A 25,255-nucleotide genomic window follows, 5' to 3' on the forward strand; every position below is an offset into this window, starting at 1 on the left:
AGTCGTTTCTATTGATTTCTTCAGATAAACAATTTAATATAACGTTTAACTAAAAACCTGAAGGAAATTAATCGATGTTTCGGCTCGTTAATGGAATAAAGGGGACATATTTTTGCGTAGCGCAAATCGGCCATTTGGGTGAACGGGCGGAGCTATGTGTAAAGGGCGTGGGGTGATGGTGCGAAGAACGGCGATGTCGTTATCATTTGCGGGAAAGGGCATGAGCGCGCTCAAGTGATTGGCAATCAGTCATATCCTTTTTGTGATGATGAGGTGTTGAGGGCGTGTTTGAGGGAGTAGAACAGGTGTGTGTGAGTATCACTTTAAGTCGAAATATGTTGATGATGATCATGAAAGCGATTAAAATAGTAAAAGAGAAACTGGAGAATTTTTTAGATAAAAGAGGGTGCATCGATGATTGAAGTTGATATTGATTTGAGAAAAAAACTATTTCCAATGTTTGAAGGAATCCAGAGCACCATCCTCCTTTCCTGTCTTCAAGGACACATGGGAGAAGCTTGGGTGAATGACCGGACCAATCCTACCGCGGCGCAAGTGACGATTGGTATTTTTACGTTTTATGGTGGAGATCCGCACGCGAAAGGGGCGCGGGAATTACTATGCAACCTCCCAGAAGATGCGTTGGTCATTGTTCATACAGACGAATGGAAAAAGCAGATAGAAACGATTCATCAAGGTGCATTCGAGAAATTTCATAGATATCAATTTAAAAAGAACGCTGGAGATTTAGATCGTGAGCACTTGCAGTCGTTGTTAGCAAGTCTGCCGGAAGGGTATGAATTAAAAAAGATGGACGAAAACATCGCGCACCATCCGTCATTGCAGGAAGTTTCTGAGGACTTCACCGCTCAGTTTGAATCTATAGAAGATTTTTTGGCGCGAGGAGAAGGATTTGCGATTTTACATGAAGGACAAGTCATGTGCGGTGCGTCATCGTATAGTATTTATGATGATGGGATTGAAATTGAAGTGGGTACACACCCCGACCATAGAAGGAAGGGGCTAGCCACCATTGTATCAGCTGCATTAATATTGGACTGTCTCGCGAAAGGAAAGTACCCAAGCTGGGATGCAGCGAATCCTGAGTCAACTGAGCTGGCAAAAAAGCTCGGTTACGTGTATGAAGAAGCGTACGATACTTACTATATTTTTCAGCGCTAAAAAGTAACTGATGCATAAAGGGGAAGACATTAATGAAGAAAAAAGACTATATCCAAGCAAATCGTAAAAGTTGGAACGAAGTAGCCGCTGTTCATCATGAAGCGAAGAAAAAGATAAAGGAGAAGTTTTTTGTTTCAGGATACGCTTGTTTAGATGAATTGGTCACGCGTCATTTGGAATCAGTCGGTTTAAAAGGAAAGCGTGTCGCGCAGCTCTGCTGTAACGATGGACTGGAGACATTGTCTATTAAAAACTTGGGCGCGTCTTCTTGTGTCGGTTTTGATATTAGTGACCATGCCATCGAGCAAGCAAAACAATTAGCGGCAGACACAGGGATCACATGTGATTTTGTGCAAACAGATATCTGCGAGATACCCGAGCGATACGATCACCAATTTGATCTCATCTATATTTCATCTGGTTCTTTGATTTGGTTTCCTGATCTGCAAGAATTCTTTCAGGTCGTGAATAGGCTGCTTGCTCGTAATGGCAAAGTACTCATCTATGATATCCATCCATTATTGTTCATGTTAGATGAGAAGGATAGAGACAATCCCTTGCAACTGAAATATTCGTATTTTATTGAGGAGCCGCGTGTCTACGATGACGGGCTAGATTATGTTTCAAACACAGCGTATGAAAGTGCGCCTCATTATGTATTCGATCCGACCCTATCGCAAGTGATTTCCGCTGTCATTGCAAACAAGCTGCAGTTAGAGAAGTTTGAAGAGTTCCCTCACGACATCTCAGCATTATTTCCGCACTTAGCAGAACAGCCAGTAAACGTCCCTGCAAGTTATATTCTGATAGCGGAAAAACAGGGGGATTTCACGAAAAGTTTTCTATAAACAACACAGGAGCGAACAACGATGAATGAAACACTGATAAAAACATTCACAAAAGACCGCACGAAAGGAAATCCGGCCTACGTTGTGAAAGTGGATGGCTCCGTGACCCAAGAGGAAATACAAGCGGCCACTGCGAGTCATGATACTTTAACCGTATTCATGTATGAGAACGAATCGACGCCACGGGTACGGTTTTTTCCCTCACAAAAAGAGTCACCTTTTTGTGGTCACGGATTAATCGCGGTCGCGCATGATTTACCGGTCAATACAGAGGTGACGTTGACACTAGCGATGTTGAACAAAGAGGTTGTGGTAAGAAAGAATGAGGATGGCTTGATCCACTTTAATGCAGGATGCCTGTCTATGGATCGTCCTTATGAAAAACTAGAGATGGTCGCACATCTTTTAAACATTCCGGTTTCTGCAATTGATCCAACACATCCGCTGACGATTGCGTCCATTGGTAGCCCTAAACTACTCGTTCCTGTTAAATGTTTAACCGACTTACACGAAATGAGTCCTCATTTCTGCAAAATAAGCGCCTGGTCTCATGACAATCAAGTGAATGGGATTTATGTCTATACGGAGGAAACGCTTGATAAAGCGGCAAACTTTCATGCGCGTAGTTTTAATCCGTTATATGGCGTAGAGGAAGATATCGCAACAGGAGTAGCCGCAGGTGCTCTAAGTGGCGTCCTATATAAAAGGTACGAACAAAAGAGTGTCGTCATTGAACAAGGGTATGTTTTAGGTTCAGGGAGCACAATCAATAGTTTTGTAGATGAGCGCTCGCATGTTTATGTTGGTGGATATGCTGTAAGAATTGGAAAGAGTTTTTCATTGATGTGAGTGAGAAAAGATGAGATTACGATGGAGAAAGGGGAACAAACATGGCAGCAATTTTAGAAGTAGAAAATTTACAGAAGCGTTATGCAGATAAGGCGTTTGCTTTAAAAGGGGTATCATTTTCAATTCCTCGTGGCGTGGTCGTTGGGTTTATTGGGGAAAATGGCGCGGGAAAATCTACGACGATGGGGGCGATTTTAGGGACGCTACATAAAGATGCTGGGACCGTGCGGGTTTTTGGAGAGGAAATGACGGAGAAGAATTATGAGGTAAAAGAACGCATTGGCGTCGTCTTTGACGAGATGAATTTGCCAGGCACATTGACAGTTGTGAAATTAGGGGACGTGCTGCGTCATATTTATCAAAATTGGGACCAAGGAACATTCGATCGCTATATTGACTTTTTTTCATTGCCACGCAAAAAGAAAATTGGGGGCTTCTCACGAGGCATGTCAATGAAATTGTCTGCGGCAGTGGCGTTGTCTCACGATGCAAAACTGCTCATTTTAGATGAAGCGACAGCGGGGCTTGATACAGCTGGTAGACATGACTTGTTACAAGTGCTACAGGAGTTTGTGAAGGATGGAGAGCGCAGCATTTTGTTGTCATCGCACATTACAAGCGATATAGAAAAGATTGCCGATGAACTTATCTTCATTAAAGGTGGAGAGATTTTATTGAAAGTGAGTAAAGAAGTACTGCTCACCCAATACGCGGTTCTTTCATGTACACAAAGTGAGTTTGAACAAATTGCGTCTCATTTGGTTGTTGCATACAAGCAGGCTGGAGATCAGCTTGAGGTGCTCGTCTCTGACTGGGGGCGAATACCTGCCACAGTCGAGCAAAAAGACTTTTCAATTGATGATGTAACGGTGTTGTTGATGAGAGGGGAAAGAGCATGAGAGGATTGTTGTTAAACCAGTATTAGAATTTAAGTTTTGAAGAAGGGGAGTTGAGGATCGTGAAAGGGTTGCTGTTAAGTCAATACTATTCAGTCGAGAAGAGCCTGAAGATGTATATTGCGTTGAGTGTGGCGATTGTGGGCATTGTGTTTCTCATACAAAATGAAAACTGGTTCTTTTTCGCCGCATATATCCCAATGGTACTTATTTCTTCTCCTGCAGCGGAGAGCTTGAAGCATGAATCGATGTCTGGTTGGCATAAATTGATGCTGACAATGCCATTAAAACGCAATCATGTTGTTCAAAGTCATTACTTCTTTTATGTGATGACAGTGTTGCTAGGCTTGGTTGTGACGGTTGTGCTATTTACGGTAGCCGAATTGGTTGCGGGAGGGTTTTTGACAGTGTATACGATTTCCTGGATGGTCAATGGGCTTGGGGTGACTCTTGTGTTGGGTTCAGTAACATACCCGCTTACGTATAAATTAGGAATAGAGAAATCACAAGCGGCTGTGGTCACTGGTGTCATCACAGCCATTGGATTGTTTATATTCAGCCGGATACTGTATGAAATCATTGTGTCACATGCGTTGCAGGAGGCTCTCCGTGAATTGCTGTTCTCTAGTCTATTCTTAGTTATGACGTTGGTGTTGTTCATTTTATCCTATTTTATTGCAGTGTTGATTTATAAAAGAAAAGAGTTTTAAGTGTTTTTTGCATAAGAATGTCTCGGGTAGTTGGGGGCATTCTTTCGTTTTTTGTTCGTTGATGAACAAAAAGGGGTGAAATAAAGAGGTGAGAAAGTTGTTCTATAGCTGGACAGGGAAACAAAAACCATTTCTAAATAAGCCAACAGTTTTATCGATAGAAAATACCATTTTAGGCATGTATGGCGGCAGTACGACCGCTGGTGCACATAAAAATGAGGATGCGCTCTTTTTGATGACAGGAAATGACTGGACGTTTGCGGTTATCATTGATGCGCATCACTCAAGTGAAAGTGCTGCATGCATCATTTCTGAGCTAGATCGTCATCACGAAAATATTGAGGAGATCCTTTCGCGCACGGTGTCAAGTGCGATTACACGTATCGACCTGTATATGAAAGAGATGCTCTTATCGGAAGCATTCAAGCAGAAGTGTGCAAGCGTTAAAGGGGAAGCTTCTTGTTTGATTTGTGTACAAAAAGGCCCGTTTATATGGTGGCTGTCGATTGGAGACTGCTCCTTGTATGTGTTTCATGAAGAACTGGCCTCTTTCCATCAATACAGAATCAATCAAAGGCAATTTTTTGAGTTTGTAGGGGAAAACAGTTCTTTAGCACTGGACGTGCCGTGCTATACGACAGGAGTGAGAGAGCTGCGGAGCGGGAAAAATGTGGTTCTTTTAGCGACAGATGGCCTTTATCATCAAAAAGATAGTCTATTCCTTGATGATGAAACATTATCAAGTTGGATCACGCGTGATGGGGATAGGAAGAGTCATTTTAGTCGCATTTTAAATAAGATCCACGCAGAAAATGGCGTGGATAGTGCGACTTTAATTAGCTGGACATATGAAAATGAAGAGCAGGGTGTGTACCCAGCAAATCACGGGGAGGGAACGAAGTGAGTAAAAAATTTATGAATCCAAAAGAAATGCCACCTACGTTTGGCTACACGCATGTCGTTGAGTCGCGCCATGCGAGAACGATTTATATTTCAGGCCAAATAGCGTTAAATCAAGATGGACAAGTGGTTGGTGTAAATGATTTAGCTGGACAAACAAAACAAGTGTTTGAAAACATCCGGATTGCGTTAGAAGCGGCAGGTGTCAGTTTTGAAGATGTGATCAAGTTGACGTTCTTTTTAACAGATATTTCGCAAATGCATGTTGTGCGCGACATCCGGGATCAATATATTTCAGTAAAAAATCCACCGGCTAGCTCGGCGGTGGAAGTAAGTAGACTCATTAAAGATGAGCTTTTCATTGAAGTAGAAGCGATTGCTGTCGCGGATGAATAGGGGGAAAATGATATGAATCAACAGGTAGAGCAGGTGAACTTTAAGGAGTTAGCACGTTTTTTGGCAACGATGAACCAATTACCAGAGCATCACGTCGGTTACTGCGGTAGCAAAGCAGAAGAAATATTGAGTACATTAAAGGAAGACTTTAGCCCGACAGATTTTGTCGTCCAATATGAGCAAGGAGAAATCATCGGTGCACTTGGTTTTGAAGTAGATACGGAGAGAAAAGAGCTTGAGTTGTGGGGTCCATTTGTGCGGGCCTCAAATTGGGAAGAAATTGCTGACCAATTGTGGCACCAGCGTGTTTCGTCACTTTCGGGAACGGAAACGTATACGTGTCATAGCTTTTATAATGAACAAAATACGCATGCGATTGCCTGGATGAAACAAAAGCAAGCGACATTTACTGGGAGAGAGTGTATTTTGCAGGTAACGTCAAATAGCTGCGAGCGAGAGAGAATGGGTGTCGAGCCATTACAACGCGACGATGAAGCCACGTTTATTGCTCTTCATGATGAACTATTTCCGAACACATACTATTCTGGGAGAGAGATTGTCGAACGTTTGAATAAAGAGCGCGTTGCTTATGTTGTGAAGGAAGCAAATGAAATAATTGGATACGTGTATGTCGAGGGGCAAAAAGCATTTAAAGAGGGATCAATTGAGTTCGTCGGTGTCAAGGCGAACGCGAGAAAGAAAGGGTACGGGAAAATATTGCTGTCACAAGCGGTTCACTTTTTATTTGAAGCGATTGGTGTAGAAGACATCACACTATGTGTGGATGAAGATCATCAAGCGGCAATCCATTTGTATAAAAGCATGGGCTTTACGGAAAAACATATGCTGGAAGCTTATAGGTTGGCGGTAACGGCGCGGAAAGAGAGATAACATTACTCATCCCCCGTTCTGCTACGACATCTTAAGGGGGGAGCTACTACGATGAATAAAGACACGTTTTCTGTTGGGAAGCATCCGGCGCTGTTGTTAGTCGGGATTGGAACGTCCAATATAGGTGCGTGGGTGTACTTGCTTGCAATTAATTTAATGGTATTTGATATGACTAAGTCTCCTCTTGCTGTTGCGGCGCTATATATTTTATTGCCGATTGCAACTTTATGTGCAAACTTTTGGGCGGGGAGCTTTATTGATCGCCTAAATCAGCGGAATATGATGATCAGTTTGGATATTTTTAGAGCGATTTGTATTTTCCTGCTGTCATTTGTTTCGCCTTTATGGCTCATTTATGTGTTGGTTTTTGTTATTAACATGGCAACGTCTATATTTGAGCCAACCTCAATGGTGTATATGACCAAGTTGGTTCCAAAAGAAAATCGCCAGCGTTTCAATGCGTTGCGTAATTTTATTAACTCTTGTGGATTTCTCGTTGGGCCGTCTCTCGCTGGGTTGTTGTTTATCATTGGGACACCATCTTTAGCGATTCAATTAAATGCAATTGCAATCTTTATTTCTGCGTTCATTCTCTTGTTTTTGCCTAATGTGGATAGGTCACAACAAAAGAGTATGGAGAAAGTGTCCTGGCATGTAATCAAAAAAGACTGGTTAGAGGTAATCAAATTTAGTAAGTCCTCCGCTTACGTTGCGAAGGTTTATTTATTATTTAGTGGTGTGACAGTTTTCATGACGGCCATGGACTCACAAGAAGCTGCTTTCGCTAAAGGAGTGCTGTCATTGTCTAATAGTGCATACGGTTTCCTTGTGAGTATGGCAGGACTGGGTTTTATTGCGGGGGCGATAGTGAATACAATATTTGCAAAGAAGCTTGTTCCAAATACATTAATCGGTATTGGCTCTCTGTTTATAGGATTTGGGTACCTCATTTATGCCTTCTCTAACAGCTTTATGATGGCAACGATCGGATTTTTCTTGTTGACATTTGCGTTAACGTTTGCGAATACGGGCTTTTTGACATTTTATCAAAATAATGTCCCGATTGGAATTATGGGGCGTTTTGAGAGTATTTTTGGGATGGTTACATCGCTATTGATTATCTTTTTAACGGTACTAGTAGGGGGATTAGCAGAAATGCTGTCCATTCGACCAGTGGTGATTGCTGGTTCAGTCGGGTTATTACTATTAGGTGGTGTCATTTGTAAATCAGTGTTCCGGCGCGAGAAAAGAGCGTTGTTTGTAGAGGGAAGCGAGTATAGCGCGAGTTAGAGGTTAGAAAAAATCCGACTTTATTGTGCACCAATTATCGGATGCTCACCATTCATTTTTGTTAATCTGTCGATAAGGGAGGTCACTACAATGGATTTGCTGAAGAGCATGAATGCGGCGATTGCGTATATCGAAGAAAATATTGCGCAAGATATTGACTTTGAAGAAGTAGCTAGGAGGGCTTTGTGTTCGGAATATCATTTCAAAAGGATGTTTTCGTTCCTAGCGGGGGTTACGTTATCAGAATATATCCGACGCAGGCGGTTGACGTTGGCGGCTTTTGAGCTGAATCAGGGCAATGTGCGGGTAGTCGATGTTGCGGTGAAGTATGGTTACAGCTCACCAGACGCTTTTACAAGAGCTTTTCAAAGCGTGCATGGTGTTACGCCGTCAGAAGCCCGACATGATGAGCAGTCGCTTAAAGCATTTCCACGAATGACCTTCCAATTATCGGTTAAGGGAGGAACAGAAATGGATTATCGCATTGTAAAGAAGGAAGCGTATCGGATTGTTGGCGTGAAGAAGAGGGTGCCGATTATTTTTAAAGGCGAAAACCCACATATTACGGCGATGTGGAAAGAGCTAGGCGCGGAGAAAATTGAGCAGTTAAAGACACTGTCCAATGCTGAGCCGCTCGGTATCATCCAAGCGTCGACCAACTTTTCGGAAGGACGGATGGAGGAAAAAGGTGAGCTTGACCATTACATTGGCGTAGCCACAACAGATGAGTGTCCAGCAGGGTTTACGCAACTGGAGGTTCCTGCGCTGACGTGGGCGGTGTTTCAATCAGGAGGGCCCTTTCCGCAAACTGTCCAAGAAACGTGGGGCCGCATTTATTCAGAATGGTTTCCGTCGTCGCATTTTCAACAAATAGAAGGGCCGGAGCTTTTGTCAATCAAAGATAAGGATTTAACTGCGCCAACGGTCACGTGTGAAATATGGATTCCAGTGCAGAAAAGGAAATGAGGTTTATGAGTGGGTAGTTTGAAGCCGAGGTGTATGGATCAATTGCATCTCGGCTTTTTTTTCGGAACTTTTCAATGGAGGAGCGATATCCATGGATGCGCTTCGTCCATGGTCAGAAGAGACTCCTTTAACCACTGTATCTGGTGGAGGCTCATTTTTTTGGTCGCGTGGTGGAAATCTGCTTCGTCCTTGGCGCGCAGATGGGTTGATTTGTAGAGGAGCGCAATTTCCGGGCTAAGGTATGGGATGCCTTCACTTGTGATGTTAATTGTCTCGTTAAGGGTGTGTTTAATGCGTGTGTCGCGCCGATAAATCCAGTGATGCTTATCTGCTTCATTTAAAAGTATTTCAAGCGGCACCCCGTCTTTTTCTGCATAAGCTTCGTGGATAGGGAGAGACAACTTTTCTTTTTTCAGCCATGGCCGGATGGCTCTGTTCTCGACGCAAGTGAATTGCCAGTCGGTTAAGTAAGTTTGTAAGGCAAATTGATCGCGGCGAAAGATGAGAATTTCAATGTCACTATGAGGTCTTGTTTGTTGGCTAAGAAAGAGATCAATCGCCCATCCGCCGGCAATGGCCCATGGGTGCGGGAAGTCTTTCATGAGATTGGTGATTGAGTGGCAGGGATTGGTAGACATGAGACGATTTTTCTCCTTTTGTGTGGTGTTCTTAGTGTATAACAATATTTTTGTGGAGAGCAAGGGTTAAGGGACGGAGTTTGTAAGAATGAGTGTACGATAATTGATAATTTGATAAGACGTTCCTTAAAATCTATTGACCTTGACATAATGTAAGCGTTTATCATGAAATGGTATGTTTCGAACAGGGGGTGTGGACAAGTGAAAATCAGTGAATTATCAAAGGAAACAGGTGTGAGTGTGCGGTCTTTACGTTATTATGAGCAAAAGAAATTGCTACATCCTACTAGGTTGGAAAATGGGTACCGAAGATTTGAGGCGTATGATATTGAAAAAGTAAAATCTATCCAGTTTCTTTTAGCGTTAGGATTAAGTACAGATGAAATTTATCCAGCGATTTCTTGCGACAACTTTCAGAAAGTGAACAATAAGGGCTGTGCTCATTCAGCAGTTTCCCTTTACTCGGAAAAACTAAAAATGATTCGAGAGCAGATTAAGCAATTCAAGGAAAAAGAAATCTATCTAGAGAACATTATTCACTTTTGGGAAAGAGAATTGAAAAAGGAAGAAGGAAGGGATTAGATGAATTATCGCCTCTTTGTATTAGTGCTTGGGACGTTTATTATAGGCACAGACGACTTTGTCATTGCCGGATTGTTGCCGAGTATATCAAACGACTTGGATATTACAATCGCTGCAGCGGGGCAGTTAGTGACAGCATTTGCAATTGCATATGCAATTGGAGCACCTGTTTTAGGGGTATTGACTTTGAATATGCCTATAAAGACACTTTTAGTGCTATCAATGATTGCGTTCACGATCGCTAATGGCCTTTCCGCAGTCATGGTCTCTTTTGAATGGTTGTTTGCAACAAGAGTATTGGCTGCTCTAGCGGCTGCCTTGTTCACTCCTTTAGCTATGACCGCAGCCACAAGTATCGTCTCAGATAATATGAGAGGGAAAGCTTTATCGTTTGTCATCGCGGGAATTACTATTGGGCTTATTTTCGGTGCGCCGATTGGGACATGGATTGGAAATGCGTTTATTTGGCGCTATTCTTTTGCTTTTGTGGCATTAATATCGTTAGTGACAGTGATAGCTGTTCTGATATTGCTACCTAGAGTTGAACGAGGGGTCCATGTGAACATAAAGGAAGGGCTGAAAGGTTTTAACAAAATGATTATCATGACGCTAACAGTCAGCATTATTGCAACGACAGGTGGTTTTATGAGTTATACCTATATCGCGCCAATGATTACGGAGATAACGAGTGTAGAGAATATAAGCGTGTTTCTTTTTATTCTTGGTATCGGCGCTTTATTTGGCAATCTATTAGGGGGGTATTTAACGGACCGCATAGGTGCTCCCAAGACACTGAAATGGTCACTGTTTGGATTTGCGGTTGCATTAGTTGCTTTTCCGTTGTTCTCTTTATTGGAGCCATCCACATTGACGATTGTTCTTGTAGGCGTGTTTTCATTGTTGTGGGGTATCCCTGGTTTTGGAATGAATCCAGCTGCAAATGCATTTCTTATTTCATTAAATCCTAAGCAGGCGTCAATGGTTTTGTCTTTTAGTGCTTCTGCTCTTTACTTAGGGATAGGTTTAGGTGCGAGTGTAGGTGGCGCCGTTATTCATTTCACCTCTGTAAGTTATGTTGGATTTGCAAGTGGGATTTTTGTATGTATAGCATTAATCATATTCATTTTTGTGGACAGGCTTGTTCATAAAAAACAGGAAGTTTAGAAATACGCATTCTTTGGTGGTTGCTGTAATTAAATCTTTAGTACGGCAGGAAAACATCTTCTTTTTCATTGACATGGTTGAGATTGTTTTGTATGATAGAAATAACGAATAGGGAACGTATGTTTTTGTTTTGCGGTTGGAATTACCATACAAAATTATGAAGAAGGAGTGTGGGAGATGATCAAAGTTGGGATATTGGGGACGGGATTTGGCATGTATCATGCAGAAATATACAAAAGAATAGACGGGTATGAGGTAGTTGCGTTATACGGACGAGATGAAAAGAAGTTAAAAGAGATTGGGGAAAAGCTACACATTCGTACAACGACCGATATGGATGAAATCATCCACCACCCTGACATCGACGTCGTAGATATTTGCCTTCCTACACCTCTGCATGCAGAGTGGGCGATCAAAGCATTAAAAAATAAGAAACACGTTTTTTGTGAGACACCTGTCACATATCGTTTAGAGGAAGCGCTAGAAATGAAGAAGGTGGCAGAGGAGCATCGTCGTCATATCTTTGTCGACCTTTCTCTTCGCCGCATCAACTAGCGATGAATAAAGTAAAGAGCGGTGAGATGGGGAAAGTCATGTCATTTAGGTCTTATAATAAGACAGCACCTGTTTGGGGCGACTTAGGTGTCCAAAAAAATGTTTCTGATTTCCATATCCATAACTTAGATTTCATGTATGAAGTGATCGGTTCACCAGAAGAAGTCTATTCAAATAGCATTGATATCGGTGAACAGTCGATCGTGCGATCTGTGTTCAAATATAAGGATAAAGTCGCTTTAGCGGAAAGCCATACAAACTTACCTGAGGGATCCCCGTTTTTAGTCGGGTTTGAACTCGTTTGTGAAAACGGTACCATTAAACTGGAGGCAGCGTATGCGGAAGAGACAAAAGAGCGGCTTGTGTTATATCGCAATGATGGTAGCGAGACGTTGTTAAATCCAGAAGTAAAAGATGACTATGAAGAAGTCATCAAACATGTAAGGCACTGTTTAGACAATGGGGTCAAAAGTGACTTGTTGGATGTGACACAGGCAATGGCGTCATTAAAAATGAAAGATCGTATTTTGGAATCATTGGCGCTAGGCGAGTGCGTGAAGGCTTAGACGATTGAAAGGGGCAGCATACTAATGGAGCAAAGAATTTTAGGTTTCTTAAACAACAATTTCCCAATTAGTTTTACAAAGGTTGAGCCTGTTACAAATGAAATGTATCGCTGTTTTGGGGATCAGGGTAATTATTTTGCTAGAATAACAAACTATCGAACGTATGAAGAACAGTTAGAGGAAGTAAACTGGACCAACTTTTTGTACAAAAATGGGATGGATGTATCTCCTACCATTTCTTCTATTGACGGTCATAGTGTAGAGAAGATGACTCCTGAGGACAAGCTCGTGGTTTTGTATCGGGCTGCACCGGGGAGGCATTTATCGAATGCAGAATGGGATGCGTTGATCTTAAAAAAACTTGGTCGACAGATAGGGAAGATGCACCGTTTAACAAAAGAATATGAAAAAATACGTCCGTTTACCCATGTTTCAGACTGGTACAAACAAGAGGAATATCGTTTTGACAAGTATATTCCTCAACAAGAGTCAACGATTAAGGAATTTGCACAAGAAGTGATCTCGAAAATAAAAGAAATTCCGGCAGATAAATCAGCGTATGGTGTCATCCATGGAGATGTATGGTTAGAAAACACCGTTGTTGACAAGCACCACACGATCACTTTTATTGACTTTCAAGATTGCGAAAAGCATTTTTTGATTTATGACTTGGTCGTACCACTCTATTCTGCACTCCGATACACATTTATTGGCAAAGGAAATATAAGAGATTATAAGAAGGCGATTTTAGAAGCATTAGTCGAAGGATATATGGAAGAGTATCATATTTCTAACGAGATGTTGGAGAAACTACCACTCTTTTTGTTGCTGAAAGAAGTATTTGAGTACAATTTAATGCATATGTACTGGAATCAAGACAAGCTAAGTGAAGACCAAGTGAGACTAATGAACTTTTACCGGATGAATCTTGAATATAACCACTCTATTATTTAAAACATTGTGGTGACTTCATTATGAAAGGAAGTGCCGTGGTGGATATGGACCAGCATTGGCGATCACTGTCATTTGTATCTATTGACTTAGAGGGAACCGGGGGACAAGATAAAGAGAAAGAAGAGATTTTAGAAATCGGTGTAGTGAAAGTGAACGGTGGAAAAGCGGATCGACAAGATCACTTCCACCGTCTTGTTCGTCCATTCCGTCCGGTGCCGCGGCGTCCTTGGTTGTCACTGACAAATGATGATGTCAAAGACGCGCTGACATTTGATGAGATCAAGATCCCTTTATTGTATTTTCTTGGCCAGGCAATCATGGTTGCTCACAATGCTCGGGTTGATTGGAAGCTGCTTCGTAGGAAGTGTGCCACATACCGTCCTCCTCTTGTGCTCGACACGTTGCGCTTAGCACGTTACGCCTATCCTGGGCAAAAGTCGTATCGGCTAAGTGATCTTGTGCATCAATTTCGTTTAGATCAGCACGTCCGAAAGACGCCGGCTTTTAAGCCGCACCGGGCGTTGTACGATGCCTATATGACGGCACAGTTGTTTGTTTTTATCGTTGAATCTTCTTTTCCTCATATGACGATAGGAGAATTCATGCGTATATGTGGAGTGGATATTGATCATGGCGAGCAAGGGACGTTATTTTAGACATGTCATACCTTTATCAGGGTGCTGTGGATATACAAAGACATTTAGAGGTCTATATTATTGATGGACGGAAAAGGGGCAGGACAAAGAGACTTAGCACTTACATCAACTAGGTTGACATGCTCACCTCTCCATGTGAAATTCTCGGGCTGGGCTTCGGAATATCTATAGGAGTTCCTTCGAGAAATCTCTTTTCTTTAAAGTGATATTACAATGTTGCTTGCCCCTTCTCTTATTAGTGCCTACACACGAACCCCCAATGTTTTCAACTGCTCATTGATCTTCGCTTCAAGCTCAGCAATTTCTTGCTTATCCTGCGCTAACAGCTTATTCACCTCATCAAGATCAATCGGTTCTTCTTCTTCAAACGTGTCCACGTAGCGAGGAATATTTAAGTTAAACTCGTTTTCTTTAATTTCTTCTAGTGATGCCACGTGCGCGTATTTATTAACATCGACACGGTTTTGATAAGTGTCAATGATTTTATTGATGTTTTCTGCAGTAAGTTTGTTTTGATTCTTGCCTTTCTCAAATTCCTTGCTCGCATCGATAAACAAGACATCTTTTGTTTGACGATTTTTCTTGAATACTAAAATTGTCGTCGGGATGCTTGTACCGTAAAACAAGTTGGCCGGTAACCCAATCACTGTATCAAGGTAGTTTTTTTCGATGATTGTTTTACGAATCATCCCTTCTGCGGCACCACGGAACAAGACACCGTGCGGTAAGACAATCGCCATTGTGCCAGTATTATTTAGATGATATAAACTGTGCAAAATGAATGCATAATCCGCCTTCGTTTTAGGGGCGAGTTTCCCATATTCGCTGAAACGTGGATCTTTTAACTTCGTTTCGTTATTGTCCCAATGAGCAGAATACGGAGGGTTCGCAACGACGGCATCAAAAGCGCGTGGGTGGTCAATCCCTTTTTCATCTGGTCCATCAGGCCAATCAGTTTCAAGGGTGTCGGCATTCTTTAGCGTCATGTTGTTATATGAAACACCATTCATCATCAAGTTCATACGAGCTAAGTTGTATGTTGTCGTGTTCTTTTCTTGGCCATAGAATTTAAGCGCCCCGCGTTTATCGCCACCAGGCAACTCCCCTTGAACGGTTAATAGCAATGATCCAGATCCACAAGTCGGGTCATACACCGAAAAAGTGTGATCCGATTCTTCTACATCACAAGTGACGATTTTAGCCAAAATCTTAGAAACCTCATGAGGTGTGTAGAACTCGCCCCCTTTTTTACCGGCATTTGCGGCAAATTGTCCGATGAGATATTCATAGATGACGCCAAGAATATCGCTGCCATCTTCACCTTTGTAATCAATCCCGTCCACAAGCTTGACAATCCGGTTCAGTGATTTCGCACGTTCATTTGTTGAAGAGCCAAGACGCGAGTCTCCAAGGTTGATGTCGTTAAACACGCCACGGAAATTTTTTGCAGCATCTTTGTTTAATTGAGCGTTCTTATTGAAGTGATCAAACATCTCCTGATAATTACTCGGAATCACCATACTGTTATCGATCTTTTGGACTAAAGATTCCCACGTATCAAGCGGAGCAATCGCATAGCCTAGGTTTGCAGAAATATCCTCTAAGTAGTCAGGCAAGTCGTCACCGTTCGCTTGTTCTAAATAAGCTTTATTGATTGATTCGTGCGCGGCAATATCAAGAACATTCGTTTCAACTAAATACCGTTCCTGATGTTCGGACAGATAACGATAAAACATAAACGCTAAAATATAGTTCTTGTATTCTGCGGCGTCCATATTTCCACGAAGATCATTCGCCATCGCCCACAGTTTGGTTGTCATGGTTTGTAGATTTTTACTCATGTTGTTATTGCCTCCCTAGACAAACATTTGTTGTAGTAATGATTTCTTCTGTTGTTGCAAGTGTTCCAGTTTACGCTGGTGCAGGGTGATGAGGGAGTCGAGGCTTCGGAATAACGACCCGATTTTCTCTTGTTCACCACTATCAACAGGTACTTTAATTTCGATTTCTGCTAAGTCATTTGAGTTGATTGCGGGATAACTTGTACCCGTACTTCTATCTAGAACAGCCTTAACGAATCGCTCTTCTTGTACACGACTAAGTAAGAAATAGCTATCAATACTTGGTCGCATTTGTGCGTAACCTGTTGAGAAAACATAGTTATCATAAGGTAAATTATACAAATAGTTGTTCTTTTGATAAGGACGAACTGTTTGATAAAAGACATCTCCACGTTGTGCCAATCGTTGAGCTCGAGATGGTGCAGACTCTTTTGATTCAGTACGATGAGCAATCAAATCAGTACCTACAACAGATTCCAAATCAACGTATTCAAACTCGTTTGGTAACATCGACTTAGGATTAAATTCAGCAATATCTTTAAGTCTCCGTTGTTCCCAAGAGTGAGTGAATCCTGAGAAACGAACTTCTGGAAAAGCTTCGCCATTTTTTGGAAACATTTTTTGAAGCAGCCCAGCCTTCAAAGTTTGTACGTTATTTAACTTGCGCTGATGAAGGGTGATGAGGTGGTCGAGTTGTTCAAAAAGTAATCCGATTTGCTTTTGTTCTTGAAGTTCGGGAACACTTACTGTCATATTTTTGAATTTGCGCTGAGAAAGCACTCGTTGCCCTGTTCCTTCGGCAGCCATAGCAAGCTGATGTTTTATACCGTAATTTAATCTTCTAAGTAAAAAATTTGAGTCTATGTTCTTTGGTTTGAAGACGGGATAATAATAGCTGATAATCCCTTTATTTATAAGATTATTGCGATTAAACACAAATACATCAGTATCGCTTCTGCTTCTATAAGTGAAATAACCCTTAGGTAAAACATAGTACCCAATATTATCATTTGTAGTAACTCGTCGATCTGCAAAGTAATCCTCTTGTAGTACAATACCTTGTTGTTGCGAAGAAGTTAAAACAGGATACTGGTTCTGCACAACCGTCTTTTCTACATAATTCTCAATAACTTCTCCGATCTTCCGCCTCTCCCAAACACCATCAAAACCCGGAAACCTTATTTTAGGTACATTTTCTTTGTTCTCGCTCATGTCTGCTCTCCTTGCATTTCCTGCATTTCTTTATCGAAATCAGAACCTATTTTTTGATGCTTATTGTATGCTTTATATTCACTAATCACCTTTTCTTAGCTGTACTGCGAGACACCGTGCTGAGTGGTATGTGCAATTTCTACACACACCACTACTCAACTATGACCGATTGGTTCACTCTTGAAACGCCCCGTTTAATCCCTCGCCAATGAATCCGCTAACTCGTAAAGGGCTTTACGCAAACTGGTCCGGTATTTAATTTTAGACAATGATTGTACTTCCTCATCATGAGCAAGGTTCTGATAGTCATCACTTGCTTTAGTGATGATATCACGAATTTGACCGGTATCATCTAAGTCTTGCGAGCCGTAGCGATGCCAGCTAAACAACTCACGCATTTCGGCACTTGTGATAATATCCGTGATTCCCCATTTCACTCGGAAGTCAAGAAACACTCTATCAATACTAACATTGTTCGCATCCTGGATGATTTTTTCACGATCACTTAGTTCTACCGGATACTTGAGATCATAACCTTCAGGTGGGAAGTGACGGTTGATGATTGCGCCAGCTGCATTCATAATCTCAGTCGCATAATGACGATCATCCAATCCATTCGCAAATTTATTGATTTCCTCTTGCGTCTCTTTGGCGGCTTCATTTTTCTCGTAGTGGACTTCGTTCAATAGTTGCTGCAAGAGTTCAGTGAGATAATCGTAGTTTACTTTAACATCTTTCACATGTGTCATCCGCAGGTCAATTTGTGGAAGCGGGATCTTCTTCTCTTTCGCAATATGTGTCTTCAGTTCATTGGTTAAAACGGTCGTTAACATGACTTCCTGTTCTGAAGTCATTCCTAACTTTTCGACTAATTCGTCGGGATTGTCATAGTCAAATCCGACGTTTTCACCATCGACTTCATCGGGATCATATTGCTTTAACTTTGCCATGCCCTTGTTATAGTCACGGAGCAAGTCAAGCATATCATCTTTTTGTTTTTCAGATGGTGGCAATTGTTCAAATCCCGTTGTTAAATTCCTCAATTCATCAACGACTTGTTTCACTTCAGCGAACTCGTCTTCGAATGGTTTAGCAATGATCTCGTCTTTTTGGTTAGACTCACGTCGTTCATCATCGGACAAAGTGGCTGAATCTTTATTGGCATAAATCGCAAGCGCTTCATTCATCAACTTCTCATTTTGCGCAGGCCAGCGGTAATTGACCACACGTCCCCATGGTTTTTCTTGCATATCGGCGATCCGGTTCGTTCTGGAATAAGCTTGAATTAACCCCGCGTTTTTTAAGGTTCGATCGACATACAGCGTGTTCAGTTCCGGTGCGTCAAAGCCCGTTAATAATTGGTCGACCACAATCACCAAATCTAGAAAATTTCCGTCGGATGCAGATTTGTTTAAACGTGAAGTCACGTCTTGCGTGTAGCCAGAAACATCATCCATTCCAAAAGAGGTGCCGAATTCCGTATTATACGCTTGAATGGCAGCGTACAAACCTTTATTTGTGTCAAGCATGATATCATTATTCGATGAATTTTGGCTGAACGTCACGGCCACTTTTAACGTCTGCCCGCCGTTTTTCTTGTTTTCTTTGTTGACGTGTTGAAACTCGTGAAAATACATCATCGCCATCGGTGTGCTAGCTCTGCCACCGCCGACGTGCGTGGTAAACAATGCATTATACTTGCCTTCATTAGAGCGGTTCCGCCAGTTTTTGAAAATGTCTTCCACAACTAGTTTGACGTGATCTGGATTTTCATCATAGAAACTTGGTTCAATCGTGTCATCCATATCTTCTTGCGAGAGGTTGTTGATCCTCTCTTGAATTTTTTCTTCGCTCCATTTTGGATAACGGTCACGGTAAAATGCCGGAAGATATTGCTCTTTCATTTCTTTTTCGCCAATCGTTGTCTCAAAATCTACTTTGAAACCTAGAACATTGCGATCCGCAATCGCTTCACGAATCGTATATGCGTGTAATAGTGGACCGAAAATATCTTCTGTTCTTAGGCCAGTCGTTGTATCATCAAACATTGGTGTGCCGCTATACCCGATCCAAGCGGATTTCTTAAAGGCTTTCTGGATGTTTTTAAATGAGTCACCGCCGGTCGAACGGTGTGCCTCATCGACGATAAACACAATATTTTTTTCTGGCGCTTTAAAGGTTTTGCGTTTCACTAACGTATCGAGTTTTTGTACGGAAGTCACAATAATGCTATTGTCTTTGCTTTTAAGCTTACGACTCAAATCAGTCGTATTACTGGTGTTTTGCACGCTACCAAATGTGTCTTCTGTCGCATCGGGGTCATAGGCTTTGTAATTTTCGTTCGTTTGTTTCGTTAAGGCAATACGATCGACAACGAAAACGACTTTATCGACGTTCGGCATCCGGCTTGCGAGCCAGGCCGTTTTGAAACTAGTAATCGTTTTACCAGATCCAGTTGTGTGCCATATGTAACCAATTTTATTCATACCAAATTCAAAATCAGCACGTTTCAAGCGCTCGATCACGTTTTGGGTTGCATACACTTGATAAGGGCGCATCACTTTCAACGTTTGTTTATTTTTTGTTCCGTCCAAAATCATGTAGTTGGTCGCCATTTGGTGCGCCATTGGAATCGATAGCATGGAATCTGCGAATTCTTTCCAGTTGCGCACAATCGTATTGTCACGCTTGCGTTGCCAGTGAAAAGCGAAATCTTTATTAAATTGATCTGGCGTTGTATTTGCCATATACTTCACGTTGTTTGGGGTGATTGCCACCAAAATTTGCAAGGTCGAGAAAATGTCACGATATTGATTTTCATCCGCATATTGATGCATTTGATTGAGCGCTTCATTGACATCACGCGTGTCACGCTTTTCCTCAATTTGAATGATCGGCAGACCGTTAATCAAAAGGGTTGTATCAAAACGGCGCTTTTGTTTTCCGGTGATGATTGCTGGTCGTTCAATTTGATTGACCACTTGATAAACCGTATCCCCAGCCCCTACTTGTTTTTGGTCAAAAACAGTCAGGAATACATGGCGACCATCGTCTAAATCAATCTCGATTTGCGACACACCATTTAAGCCATACAAGAACTGCCCTGCTTCATAAGGGGTCTGGATGTCAGAGATGATCTTTTTCACTTGATTAAATTCCACTACACTTAACGGGTGTTCAAGTGTGTGTTGGTTGTGTCGTTCCAGGATTGTCTTGAAATTATCCCAGAGTTGGTCTGTCGTTTTAATCGTAGGTTCATATTTCCACAGTTTCGTTTTCACTACATAATCAACATTATAATTAGCGTTTGATTCTTCAGCAATAACGCCACCTCTTCGTTCAACATGTGCTTGTTTTGTAATGGTGCCACTCGTCAAGTATTGAATGAGTTCGGTTTCAAATTGCGTCTCGTTCATGGATTGCTTACCTCCCTAAGTTTTGTTAAGACGATGGTCGTTTCTGCATTTGCCGCTCTATTTCTTAACGCTTCCAGACGTAATTGATTGAAATAAAGCGCACCGATGATCCGCTGTTTTTCTATTGGTAGTAAATTTGGTAATACCAGTTCTTTCACTTGTTTCAGCGTGTATTTTAGTACTTGAGAACCTTGCAATCCGATTTGAAATTGTTTCTTAATGGATGGATCTTCATTAAGTAAGTAAACAAGATATTTCGCATCAACCGTTTCATCAGTGACTAGCTTCACGTAGTTTTGCGTGTATAGATAGCCCTCGTGATGCGCACGAACGATCGTGGCTTTTCCTGATATTAAACTAAACACAACATTACCTTTGCATAGCGTATGCACATCATCAAATGTTCGCACTCGTTTGTTGTCACGACTAGTAGCATCAATACCCACCAAATCAGCTTCAATATTTGGTTGTCCGTAATAGGTGTAAAGTGGCGCTTGATCATCGAATGCTTCTGTAATCCTAAATTGAGGCGACCCACTCACGAACGCAACCACGTGTGCTAATTTTATCATATGAATATGTGCCTTTCTGAAATTAATTTTCTTCCTGATGTTTCTATTCTAGCAGACCGACTTTGAAAGCGCAAGCATTCATTTTGTTAATTTAAAGAAACTACATTTTTGTATAGGGGAGATTCTTTTATAGTTGGAACAAACCTGTGAAGGTCTTGCATCCTAAGGAAGCGACTGCTCTAGGTGCTAGAAGCTTTCATGTGGAAAGGGGTTTATAAATTCCTGTGAAAGGGTGCTTTTTATTGAGGTTAGCAAAAAACTTGCGTATGATAAGAGGATAGCAACTCAAAAGAAGCGAATCGTTGTTGCGGCACGTTTGTGGAATGAGAGGGACATATGGACTGCGGTAGTGCAAGGAGATCTTGGATGAATGGGCGGAGCCGTGTCGTGTGTGATGAGAGGGATTGTTGATGTTAGAAAAGTAAAAAAGTAGAGGTGGCCTATTATGGATAGCATTATTTTTGATTTAGATGGAACGATTTGGGACTCAATCGATACGGTTCTAGATGCATGGAATGAGTGTATTAAGAAACATTGTCCGCTGAAAGACAAGTTAACACGAACTGATTTTGAAGGGACCATGGGATTACAAATGCTTGAGATTAGTAAAAAATTGTTCCCTGAGTTGAGTGAGAAGGAGCGAACAACATTAATAAGCGCCTGTGGTGACGCTGAACAGAAGTATTTAACAGCGTATGGTGGCAAACTTTACGACAATGTTGAGGAGGTACTGAACTCCTTATTGAAGAAATACAAGCTGTATATCGTGAGCAACTGTCAGGATGGATATATTGAATCTTTTTATGCGTATCATAAACTTGAAAAATACTTTTTCGATTACGAGAATCCAGGCAGAACTGGGTTTTATAAAGGAGAGAATATTAATTTAATTATGGAAAGAAATCACTTAAAGAGCCCCGTTTATGTAGGGGATACGGAAGGAGATTTAAATGCTGCAAAATATGCGGGCATCTCCTTTGTTTATGCCAAATATGGCTTCGGCGAAGTAAGTGAGTATGATGATGTGATCGAGGAATTTTCCGACTTGAAGCAGTATGTACAGAGGCAAGGGGCGTAAAACGATGTCAATCAAAGAAATCACATCGCTCATATTGCAAAGGCATCAATCCGCTCTTCAGGAGCGTCCATTTATCGTGGCAATCGATGGTTTAAGTGGCGCTGGGAAAACGACGCTCGTAAAAAAGCTTGAGCGTGAATTAAAGTATGAGCATCGAAAAGTATCTGTTTTCCATATTGACGATCACATTGTTGAAAGGGATAAGCGATATCACACCGGGCATGAAGAATGGTACGAGTATTATTATTTGCAATGGGATGTCGAGGAGTTAAAAAGGCAACTGTTCGAAGAGTTGCACGGCAATATTGGGACATTGACGTTGTCGTTTTACGACAAAGCAGCGGATCATATTGTGAATAAACACGTGACCGTCGAACGTGATGACATCGTTCTCGTTGAAGGGATATTCCTGCAACGGGAAGAGTGGAGGCGTTTTTTTGATCTCATCCTATTCCTCGACTGCCCTCGGGAATTGAGGTATGAGCGAGCGTTAAATCGCGATTTGTATATTGGCGACTACGAAGAAAGACTTGCTAAGTATAAAAGAAGGTATTGGCTAGGGGAAGATCACTATGTGGATACAGAAAGTCCAGTGGCTCGTGCACATGTGGTGTGTAAGGCAACGGACTTGGGGATGTTTGATTCGTATCACTGCGATGAGGGAGTAAAAGATAGACATGATGAATAGTTGGGAAATTTGCGCAATAGATGTAAAGGATTTTGTCCTGAATCTAGAGGTGTATCGTGGTGTGAAGGGGAAGTAGTATAGAGAGGATTGATTTGAATGACATTTCAACAAAAAATTGAAACATTTATAAAAGGTTATGATGAAGAGTTGCCGTTTTCTGGCGCCGTATTTGTACAAGGTGAGCACACACGTTATGAAGGCGCATTTGGTTTCGCGAATCGGAGCGAGCAGATCGAGATCACCTTGCAAACAAGATTTGGGATGGCATCTGGGTGTAAAATGTTCACTGCAGTCGCGATATGTCAGCTCGTCGAGAAAGGACTGCTGACCTTCGACACGTATCTAAATAAGTGTTTATCGATTTCATTCCCGCACTTTGATCCAAGCATCACCGTTCATCATTTATTGACGCACACCTCAGGGGTATCAGATTATTTTGATGAAGAAGTGATGAGCGACTTTGAAGAGTTGTGGAAAACAGTCCCGATGTATACGATCAAATCGCCGGCTGATTTTTTGCCAATGTTTCAGGAAAACGCGATGAAGTTCCAGACAGGGGAAACGTTTTCCTATAGCAATGCTGGTTATATTTTACTCGGCTTAATTGTAGAGGAAGTATCAGGAAAGGCGTTTCCGGACTATGTGGAGGAGCATATCTTTCGTGCTTGTGAGATGTCAGACTCGGGCTATTTTCGGATGGATCAACTGCCAGAACGAACAGCACTCGGATACATTGACAGTGAAGAGGATAATAGCTGGAAAACCAATATTTATTCCGTTCCAATTGTTGGCGGGCCAGACGGAGGCGCGTTTACAACCGTATTGGATCTTGAAAAGTTTTGGAATGGCTTATGGGCTGGAAAACTACTAGGCCCGGATTATCAGGAAAAATTATTGACGCCTTATGAAAATATTGAGGGTGAGTTGTATTATGGTTATGGGGTTCGGATTTTGAAGAAGAATGATGAAATCTATAAATATCTCAGCATTGGTTATGATCCTGGAGTAAGAATGCATTCATCTGTCAATGTGAAATTGAAAACACAGACGCACATTTTAGCAAATGTGGAACAACACGTTGTCCCGATTGTATGGGAAGTGGATAGGTTGTTTTCGGAGTGACCGGAAACAGGAGGGGAATAAAAGTAATATGAACATAATAGAAACCAAGCATACAAATGCAAACAATATAACGTTCGAATACGAATTCACTAGCAAAAGCGAAAGTATATCAAATAAACAGAGAGCAGATGTCCCATCTATTTTGGCTGTAGAAGCTTTGTTCATCATCAAGATAAATAATGAGCGATACTTCGAGGCAGAACTAGCTATTTTGGAATTCTACAAGGCTCTTTTTGAGTGGAAAACAAAGGTAAGGGATGATTTTGTTCCCGAGTTTCATTACTATACGATTGAATACGGGGAGTATGAAGATGGCGCGTTAATTTCATTGTGGCCATTTTCGCATCAAGCAAAGGTGACATCTATCTGGGCAGAGGCCGATCTTCATAATGTGTTTGAGAAAGATGACGTTGTTGCAGCGTTTTGTGCGTTAGAGCAGAGGTTAAGAGAGGATATTGAGGGCTACTTTCATATTGATCTAAAATATTTCTTGCAGCACATCCCAGAGCACATCCCCTATTTCGATGATGAAGAGGCCACATGAAATCATCACTAAACAACTATAAAACATTATATACACAATACGTGGCGCCTGAGCGAGCGAAAGTGTTTATCCTGTTCGTCCTATTATTGAGTGGGATTGGTTTACAGCTCGCAAGCCCACAGGTCATGGGGTACTATATTCAGGCTCCAGATACATCGGTTGGCGTTGAACTACTAAAGCTAGCAGCGATACTGTTTATCGTTTCCGAGTAGAAGACTTAGGTCACTTCTTAGCTCTTAAATAGTGCATTTAAGAGGCGGGGGATGAATTCTTCAAGTAAAGGTTTTCTACACCGAATGACAACGCTTTCAACATGGATTTCATTGTGTTACACTAGCAGTGCAATAACATACAGGTCTTTAAGGGTGGCGGCACTCCCGACAGAAAGGAGTGTTGCGATGATGACGACTTTTCAAGCGTTAGCGCTCATGATTGCGTTCGGTGGTTTGATTGTGTCAATCATCAACGTGTCGCAGAAGCGAAAATGCGATAACGAAAAGAAATAACCACCCTTAAGCGCGCCAGCAGTAGGGTGGTCGTGTATCACCAAGTATGGTTGCCCCTTTAAAGGGAGCCCTTGTTATTGCAGACCGTGGGTGTTAATAGGGCACCTGCGGTCGTTTTTAGTTTATGCTTTATGTAGTTTAAGTATACACTCATCTTGTGGAGGGCGTCAAGCAAGTCTATCTTGATGTTTGGGTGTGAAACCATCTTTTTGTTGGAGAGGTATGCTGCTGTG

Annotated in this window: 27 protein-coding genes; 22 read left to right on the forward strand and 5 right to left on the reverse strand. The window is 41.8% G+C overall.

The window, feature by feature from the left end; all coding sequences use genetic code 11:
* Window positions 1-414: 414 nt before the first annotated feature.
* The 10 genes from NSQ26_RS11880 to NSQ26_RS11925 all read left to right on the forward strand — a co-directional run bounded on the left by NSQ26_RS11880 (window position 415) and on the right by NSQ26_RS11925 (window position 8,928).
* A complete protein-coding gene (locus tag NSQ26_RS11880; RefSeq protein ID WP_499718263.1) occupies window positions 415-1,182 on the forward strand; it encodes a GNAT family N-acetyltransferase in 768 nt (255 codons plus the stop codon).
* 32 nt (window positions 1,183-1,214) lie between these two features.
* Window positions 1,215-2,030: a class I SAM-dependent methyltransferase gene (locus tag NSQ26_RS11885; protein ID WP_499718264.1), complete on the forward strand. Its 816-nt coding sequence runs from the start codon at window positions 1,215-1,217 to the stop codon at window positions 2,028-2,030.
* A gap of 21 nt (window positions 2,031-2,051) precedes the next feature.
* Complete coding sequence (locus NSQ26_RS11890) at window positions 2,052-2,879, forward strand: PhzF family phenazine biosynthesis protein (protein ID WP_499718265.1); 828 nt, start codon at window positions 2,052-2,054, stop codon at window positions 2,877-2,879.
* A gap of 41 nt (window positions 2,880-2,920) precedes the next feature.
* Window positions 2,921-3,778, forward strand: a complete 858-nt coding sequence (locus NSQ26_RS11895; protein WP_499718266.1) for an ABC transporter ATP-binding protein — start codon at window positions 2,921-2,923, stop codon at window positions 3,776-3,778.
* 59 nt (window positions 3,779-3,837) lie between these two features.
* Complete coding sequence (locus tag NSQ26_RS11900; protein ID WP_499718267.1) at window positions 3,838-4,485, forward strand: ABC-2 transporter permease; 648 nt, start codon at window positions 3,838-3,840, stop codon at window positions 4,483-4,485.
* 88 nt (window positions 4,486-4,573) lie between these two features.
* Entirely contained in the window at window positions 4,574-5,389 is an 816-nt protein-coding gene (locus NSQ26_RS11905; protein WP_499718268.1) for a protein phosphatase 2C domain-containing protein, read from the forward strand.
* The gene (locus NSQ26_RS11910) at window positions 5,386-5,781 is read left to right on the forward strand and encodes a RidA family protein (RefSeq protein WP_499718269.1); all 396 of its coding nucleotides are present in this window, start codon (window positions 5,386-5,388) and stop codon (window positions 5,779-5,781) included. Before NSQ26_RS11905 ends, NSQ26_RS11910 begins: the two co-directional genes overlap by 4 nt.
* Before the next feature lie 12 nt (window positions 5,782-5,793).
* Window positions 5,794-6,672, forward strand: coding sequence for a GNAT family N-acetyltransferase (locus NSQ26_RS11915; RefSeq protein ID WP_499718270.1), 879 nt, complete (start codon window positions 5,794-5,796; stop codon window positions 6,670-6,672).
* Between the two features lie 51 nt (window positions 6,673-6,723).
* Window positions 6,724-7,962, forward strand: a complete 1,239-nt coding sequence (locus NSQ26_RS11920; protein ID WP_499718271.1) for an MFS transporter — start codon at window positions 6,724-6,726, stop codon at window positions 7,960-7,962.
* Window positions 7,963-8,052: 90 nt separating this feature from the next.
* Window positions 8,053-8,928, forward strand: a complete 876-nt coding sequence (locus NSQ26_RS11925; protein ID WP_499718272.1) for an AraC family transcriptional regulator — start codon at window positions 8,053-8,055, stop codon at window positions 8,926-8,928.
* A gap of 71 nt (window positions 8,929-8,999) precedes the next feature.
* On the opposite strand, the gene NSQ26_RS11930 is transcribed toward NSQ26_RS11925, so the two are convergent.
* Complete coding sequence (locus NSQ26_RS11930; RefSeq protein WP_499718273.1) at window positions 9,000-9,566, reverse strand: nucleotidyltransferase domain-containing protein; 567 nt, start codon at window positions 9,564-9,566, stop codon at window positions 9,000-9,002.
* A 201-nt stretch (window positions 9,567-9,767) separates the two neighbouring features.
* Between NSQ26_RS11930 and NSQ26_RS11935 the strand changes: the two genes are divergently transcribed.
* The 6 genes from NSQ26_RS11935 to NSQ26_RS11960 all read left to right on the forward strand — a co-directional run bounded on the left by NSQ26_RS11935 (window position 9,768) and on the right by NSQ26_RS11960 (window position 14,043).
* The gene (locus NSQ26_RS11935; protein ID WP_499718274.1) at window positions 9,768-10,148 is read left to right on the forward strand and encodes a MerR family transcriptional regulator; all 381 of its coding nucleotides are present in this window, start codon (window positions 9,768-9,770) and stop codon (window positions 10,146-10,148) included.
* A complete protein-coding gene (locus tag NSQ26_RS11940; RefSeq protein WP_499718275.1) occupies window positions 10,149-11,312 on the forward strand; it encodes an MFS transporter in 1,164 nt (387 codons plus the stop codon). It begins immediately after the preceding gene.
* Between the two features lie 177 nt (window positions 11,313-11,489).
* A complete protein-coding gene (locus tag NSQ26_RS11945) occupies window positions 11,490-11,867 on the forward strand; it encodes a Gfo/Idh/MocA family protein (protein WP_499718276.1) in 378 nt (125 codons plus the stop codon).
* A 38-nt stretch (window positions 11,868-11,905) separates the two neighbouring features.
* Entirely contained in the window at window positions 11,906-12,433 is a 528-nt protein-coding gene (locus NSQ26_RS11950) for a hypothetical protein (RefSeq protein ID WP_499718277.1), read from the forward strand.
* Between the two features lie 24 nt (window positions 12,434-12,457).
* Complete coding sequence (locus tag NSQ26_RS11955; protein WP_499718278.1) at window positions 12,458-13,387, forward strand: phosphotransferase enzyme family protein; 930 nt, start codon at window positions 12,458-12,460, stop codon at window positions 13,385-13,387.
* Between the two features lie 44 nt (window positions 13,388-13,431).
* Window positions 13,432-14,043: a 3'-5' exonuclease gene (locus NSQ26_RS11960; RefSeq protein ID WP_499720060.1), complete on the forward strand. Its 612-nt coding sequence runs from the start codon at window positions 13,432-13,434 to the stop codon at window positions 14,041-14,043.
* Window positions 14,044-14,285: 242 nt separating this feature from the next.
* On the opposite strand, the gene NSQ26_RS11965 is transcribed toward NSQ26_RS11960, so the two are convergent.
* The 4 genes from NSQ26_RS11965 to NSQ26_RS11980 form a co-directional block, all read right to left on the reverse strand.
* Window positions 14,286-15,884 (reverse strand): type I restriction-modification system subunit M, encoded by a 1,599-nt coding sequence (locus NSQ26_RS11965; protein ID WP_499718279.1) that lies wholly within the window; start codon window positions 15,882-15,884, stop codon window positions 14,286-14,288.
* A 15-nt stretch (window positions 15,885-15,899) separates the two neighbouring features.
* On the reverse strand, window positions 15,900-17,096 hold the full coding sequence (locus NSQ26_RS11970; RefSeq protein WP_499718280.1) for a restriction endonuclease subunit S: 1,197 nt from the start codon (window positions 17,094-17,096) through the stop codon (window positions 15,900-15,902).
* 194 nt (window positions 17,097-17,290) lie between these two features.
* Window positions 17,291-20,512 carry a type I restriction endonuclease subunit R gene (locus NSQ26_RS11975; RefSeq protein WP_499718281.1) on the reverse strand — a complete coding sequence of 1,074 codons (3,222 nt, stop codon included), beginning with the start codon at window positions 20,510-20,512 and terminating at the stop codon, window positions 17,291-17,293.
* Window positions 20,509-21,084 (reverse strand): restriction endonuclease subunit S domain-containing protein, encoded by a 576-nt coding sequence (locus NSQ26_RS11980; protein ID WP_499718282.1) that lies wholly within the window; start codon window positions 21,082-21,084, stop codon window positions 20,509-20,511. Before NSQ26_RS11980 ends, NSQ26_RS11975 begins: the two co-directional genes overlap by 4 nt.
* 445 nt (window positions 21,085-21,529) lie before the next feature.
* Between NSQ26_RS11980 and NSQ26_RS11985 the strand changes: the two genes are divergently transcribed.
* The 6 genes from NSQ26_RS11985 to NSQ26_RS12010 all read left to right on the forward strand — a co-directional run bounded on the left by NSQ26_RS11985 (window position 21,530) and on the right by NSQ26_RS12010 (window position 25,022).
* Window positions 21,530-22,162 (forward strand): HAD family hydrolase, encoded by a 633-nt coding sequence (locus tag NSQ26_RS11985; RefSeq protein ID WP_499718283.1) that lies wholly within the window; start codon window positions 21,530-21,532, stop codon window positions 22,160-22,162.
* A 4-nt stretch (window positions 22,163-22,166) separates the two neighbouring features.
* Window positions 22,167-22,850, forward strand: coding sequence for a kinase (locus NSQ26_RS11990; protein ID WP_499718284.1), 684 nt, complete (start codon window positions 22,167-22,169; stop codon window positions 22,848-22,850).
* A gap of 96 nt (window positions 22,851-22,946) precedes the next feature.
* Window positions 22,947-23,972 carry a serine hydrolase domain-containing protein gene (locus NSQ26_RS11995; RefSeq protein WP_499718286.1) on the forward strand — a complete coding sequence of 342 codons (1,026 nt, stop codon included), beginning with the start codon at window positions 22,947-22,949 and terminating at the stop codon, window positions 23,970-23,972.
* A gap of 28 nt (window positions 23,973-24,000) precedes the next feature.
* Window positions 24,001-24,516, forward strand: coding sequence for a DUF7878 domain-containing protein (locus NSQ26_RS12000; protein WP_499718287.1), 516 nt, complete (start codon window positions 24,001-24,003; stop codon window positions 24,514-24,516).
* On the forward strand, window positions 24,513-24,728 hold the full coding sequence (locus tag NSQ26_RS12005) for a hypothetical protein (RefSeq protein WP_499718289.1): 216 nt from the start codon (window positions 24,513-24,515) through the stop codon (window positions 24,726-24,728). Before NSQ26_RS12000 ends, NSQ26_RS12005 begins: the two co-directional genes overlap by 4 nt.
* A gap of 186 nt (window positions 24,729-24,914) precedes the next feature.
* A complete protein-coding gene (locus NSQ26_RS12010) occupies window positions 24,915-25,022 on the forward strand; it encodes a putative holin-like toxin (RefSeq protein ID WP_499718290.1) in 108 nt (35 codons plus the stop codon).
* Window positions 25,023-25,255: the final 233 nt, after the last annotated feature.

Origin of the sequence: Bacillus sp. FSL W7-1360, from assembly GCF_038592975.1 — a bacterium.
In the GTDB taxonomy this organism is placed as follows: Bacteria; Bacillota; Bacilli; order Bacillales; family Bacillaceae_D; genus Shouchella; species Shouchella lonarensis.

Bases quoted from the DNA above. Each gene is read 5' to 3' on its own strand.
- NSQ26_RS11880 (WP_499718263.1), top strand. From the start codon at position 415: ATGATTGAAGTTGATATTGATTTGAGAAAAAAACTATTTCCAATGTTT.
- NSQ26_RS11885 (WP_499718264.1), top strand. From the start codon at position 1,215: ATGAAGAAAAAAGACTATATCCAAGCAAATCGTAAAAGTTGGAACGAA.
- NSQ26_RS11890 (WP_499718265.1), top strand. From the start codon at position 2,052: ATGAATGAAACACTGATAAAAACATTCACAAAAGACCGCACGAAAGGA.
- NSQ26_RS11895 (WP_499718266.1), top strand. From the start codon at position 2,921: ATGGCAGCAATTTTAGAAGTAGAAAATTTACAGAAGCGTTATGCAGAT.
- NSQ26_RS11915 (WP_499718270.1), top strand. From the start codon at position 5,794: ATGAATCAACAGGTAGAGCAGGTGAACTTTAAGGAGTTAGCACGTTTT.
- NSQ26_RS11920 (WP_499718271.1), top strand. From the start codon at position 6,724: ATGAATAAAGACACGTTTTCTGTTGGGAAGCATCCGGCGCTGTTGTTA.
- NSQ26_RS11925 (WP_499718272.1), top strand. From the start codon at position 8,053: ATGGATTTGCTGAAGAGCATGAATGCGGCGATTGCGTATATCGAAGAA.
- NSQ26_RS11930 (WP_499718273.1), bottom strand. From the start codon at position 9,566: ATGTCTACCAATCCCTGCCACTCAATCACCAATCTCATGAAAGACTTC.
- NSQ26_RS11940 (WP_499718275.1), top strand. From the start codon at position 10,149: ATGAATTATCGCCTCTTTGTATTAGTGCTTGGGACGTTTATTATAGGC.
- NSQ26_RS11945 (WP_499718276.1), top strand. From the start codon at position 11,490: ATGATCAAAGTTGGGATATTGGGGACGGGATTTGGCATGTATCATGCA.
- NSQ26_RS11950 (WP_499718277.1), top strand. From the start codon at position 11,906: ATGTCATTTAGGTCTTATAATAAGACAGCACCTGTTTGGGGCGACTTA.
- NSQ26_RS11955 (WP_499718278.1), top strand. From the start codon at position 12,458: ATGGAGCAAAGAATTTTAGGTTTCTTAAACAACAATTTCCCAATTAGT.
- NSQ26_RS11960 (WP_499720060.1), top strand. From the start codon at position 13,432: ATGGACCAGCATTGGCGATCACTGTCATTTGTATCTATTGACTTAGAG.
- NSQ26_RS11965 (WP_499718279.1), bottom strand. From the start codon at position 15,884: ATGAGTAAAAATCTACAAACCATGACAACCAAACTGTGGGCGATGGCG.
- NSQ26_RS11970 (WP_499718280.1), bottom strand. From the start codon at position 17,096: ATGAGCGAGAACAAAGAAAATGTACCTAAAATAAGGTTTCCGGGTTTT.
- NSQ26_RS11975 (WP_499718281.1), bottom strand. From the start codon at position 20,512: ATGAACGAGACGCAATTTGAAACCGAACTCATTCAATACTTGACGAGT.
- NSQ26_RS11980 (WP_499718282.1), bottom strand. From the start codon at position 21,084: ATGATAAAATTAGCACACGTGGTTGCGTTCGTGAGTGGGTCGCCTCAA.
- NSQ26_RS11985 (WP_499718283.1), top strand. From the start codon at position 21,530: ATGGATAGCATTATTTTTGATTTAGATGGAACGATTTGGGACTCAATC.
- NSQ26_RS11990 (WP_499718284.1), top strand. From the start codon at position 22,167: ATGTCAATCAAAGAAATCACATCGCTCATATTGCAAAGGCATCAATCC.
- NSQ26_RS11995 (WP_499718286.1), top strand. From the start codon at position 22,947: ATGACATTTCAACAAAAAATTGAAACATTTATAAAAGGTTATGATGAA.
- NSQ26_RS12000 (WP_499718287.1), top strand. From the start codon at position 24,001: ATGAACATAATAGAAACCAAGCATACAAATGCAAACAATATAACGTTC.
- NSQ26_RS12005 (WP_499718289.1), top strand. From the start codon at position 24,513: ATGAAATCATCACTAAACAACTATAAAACATTATATACACAATACGTG.
- NSQ26_RS12010 (WP_499718290.1), top strand. From the start codon at position 24,915: ATGATGACGACTTTTCAAGCGTTAGCGCTCATGATTGCGTTCGGTGGT.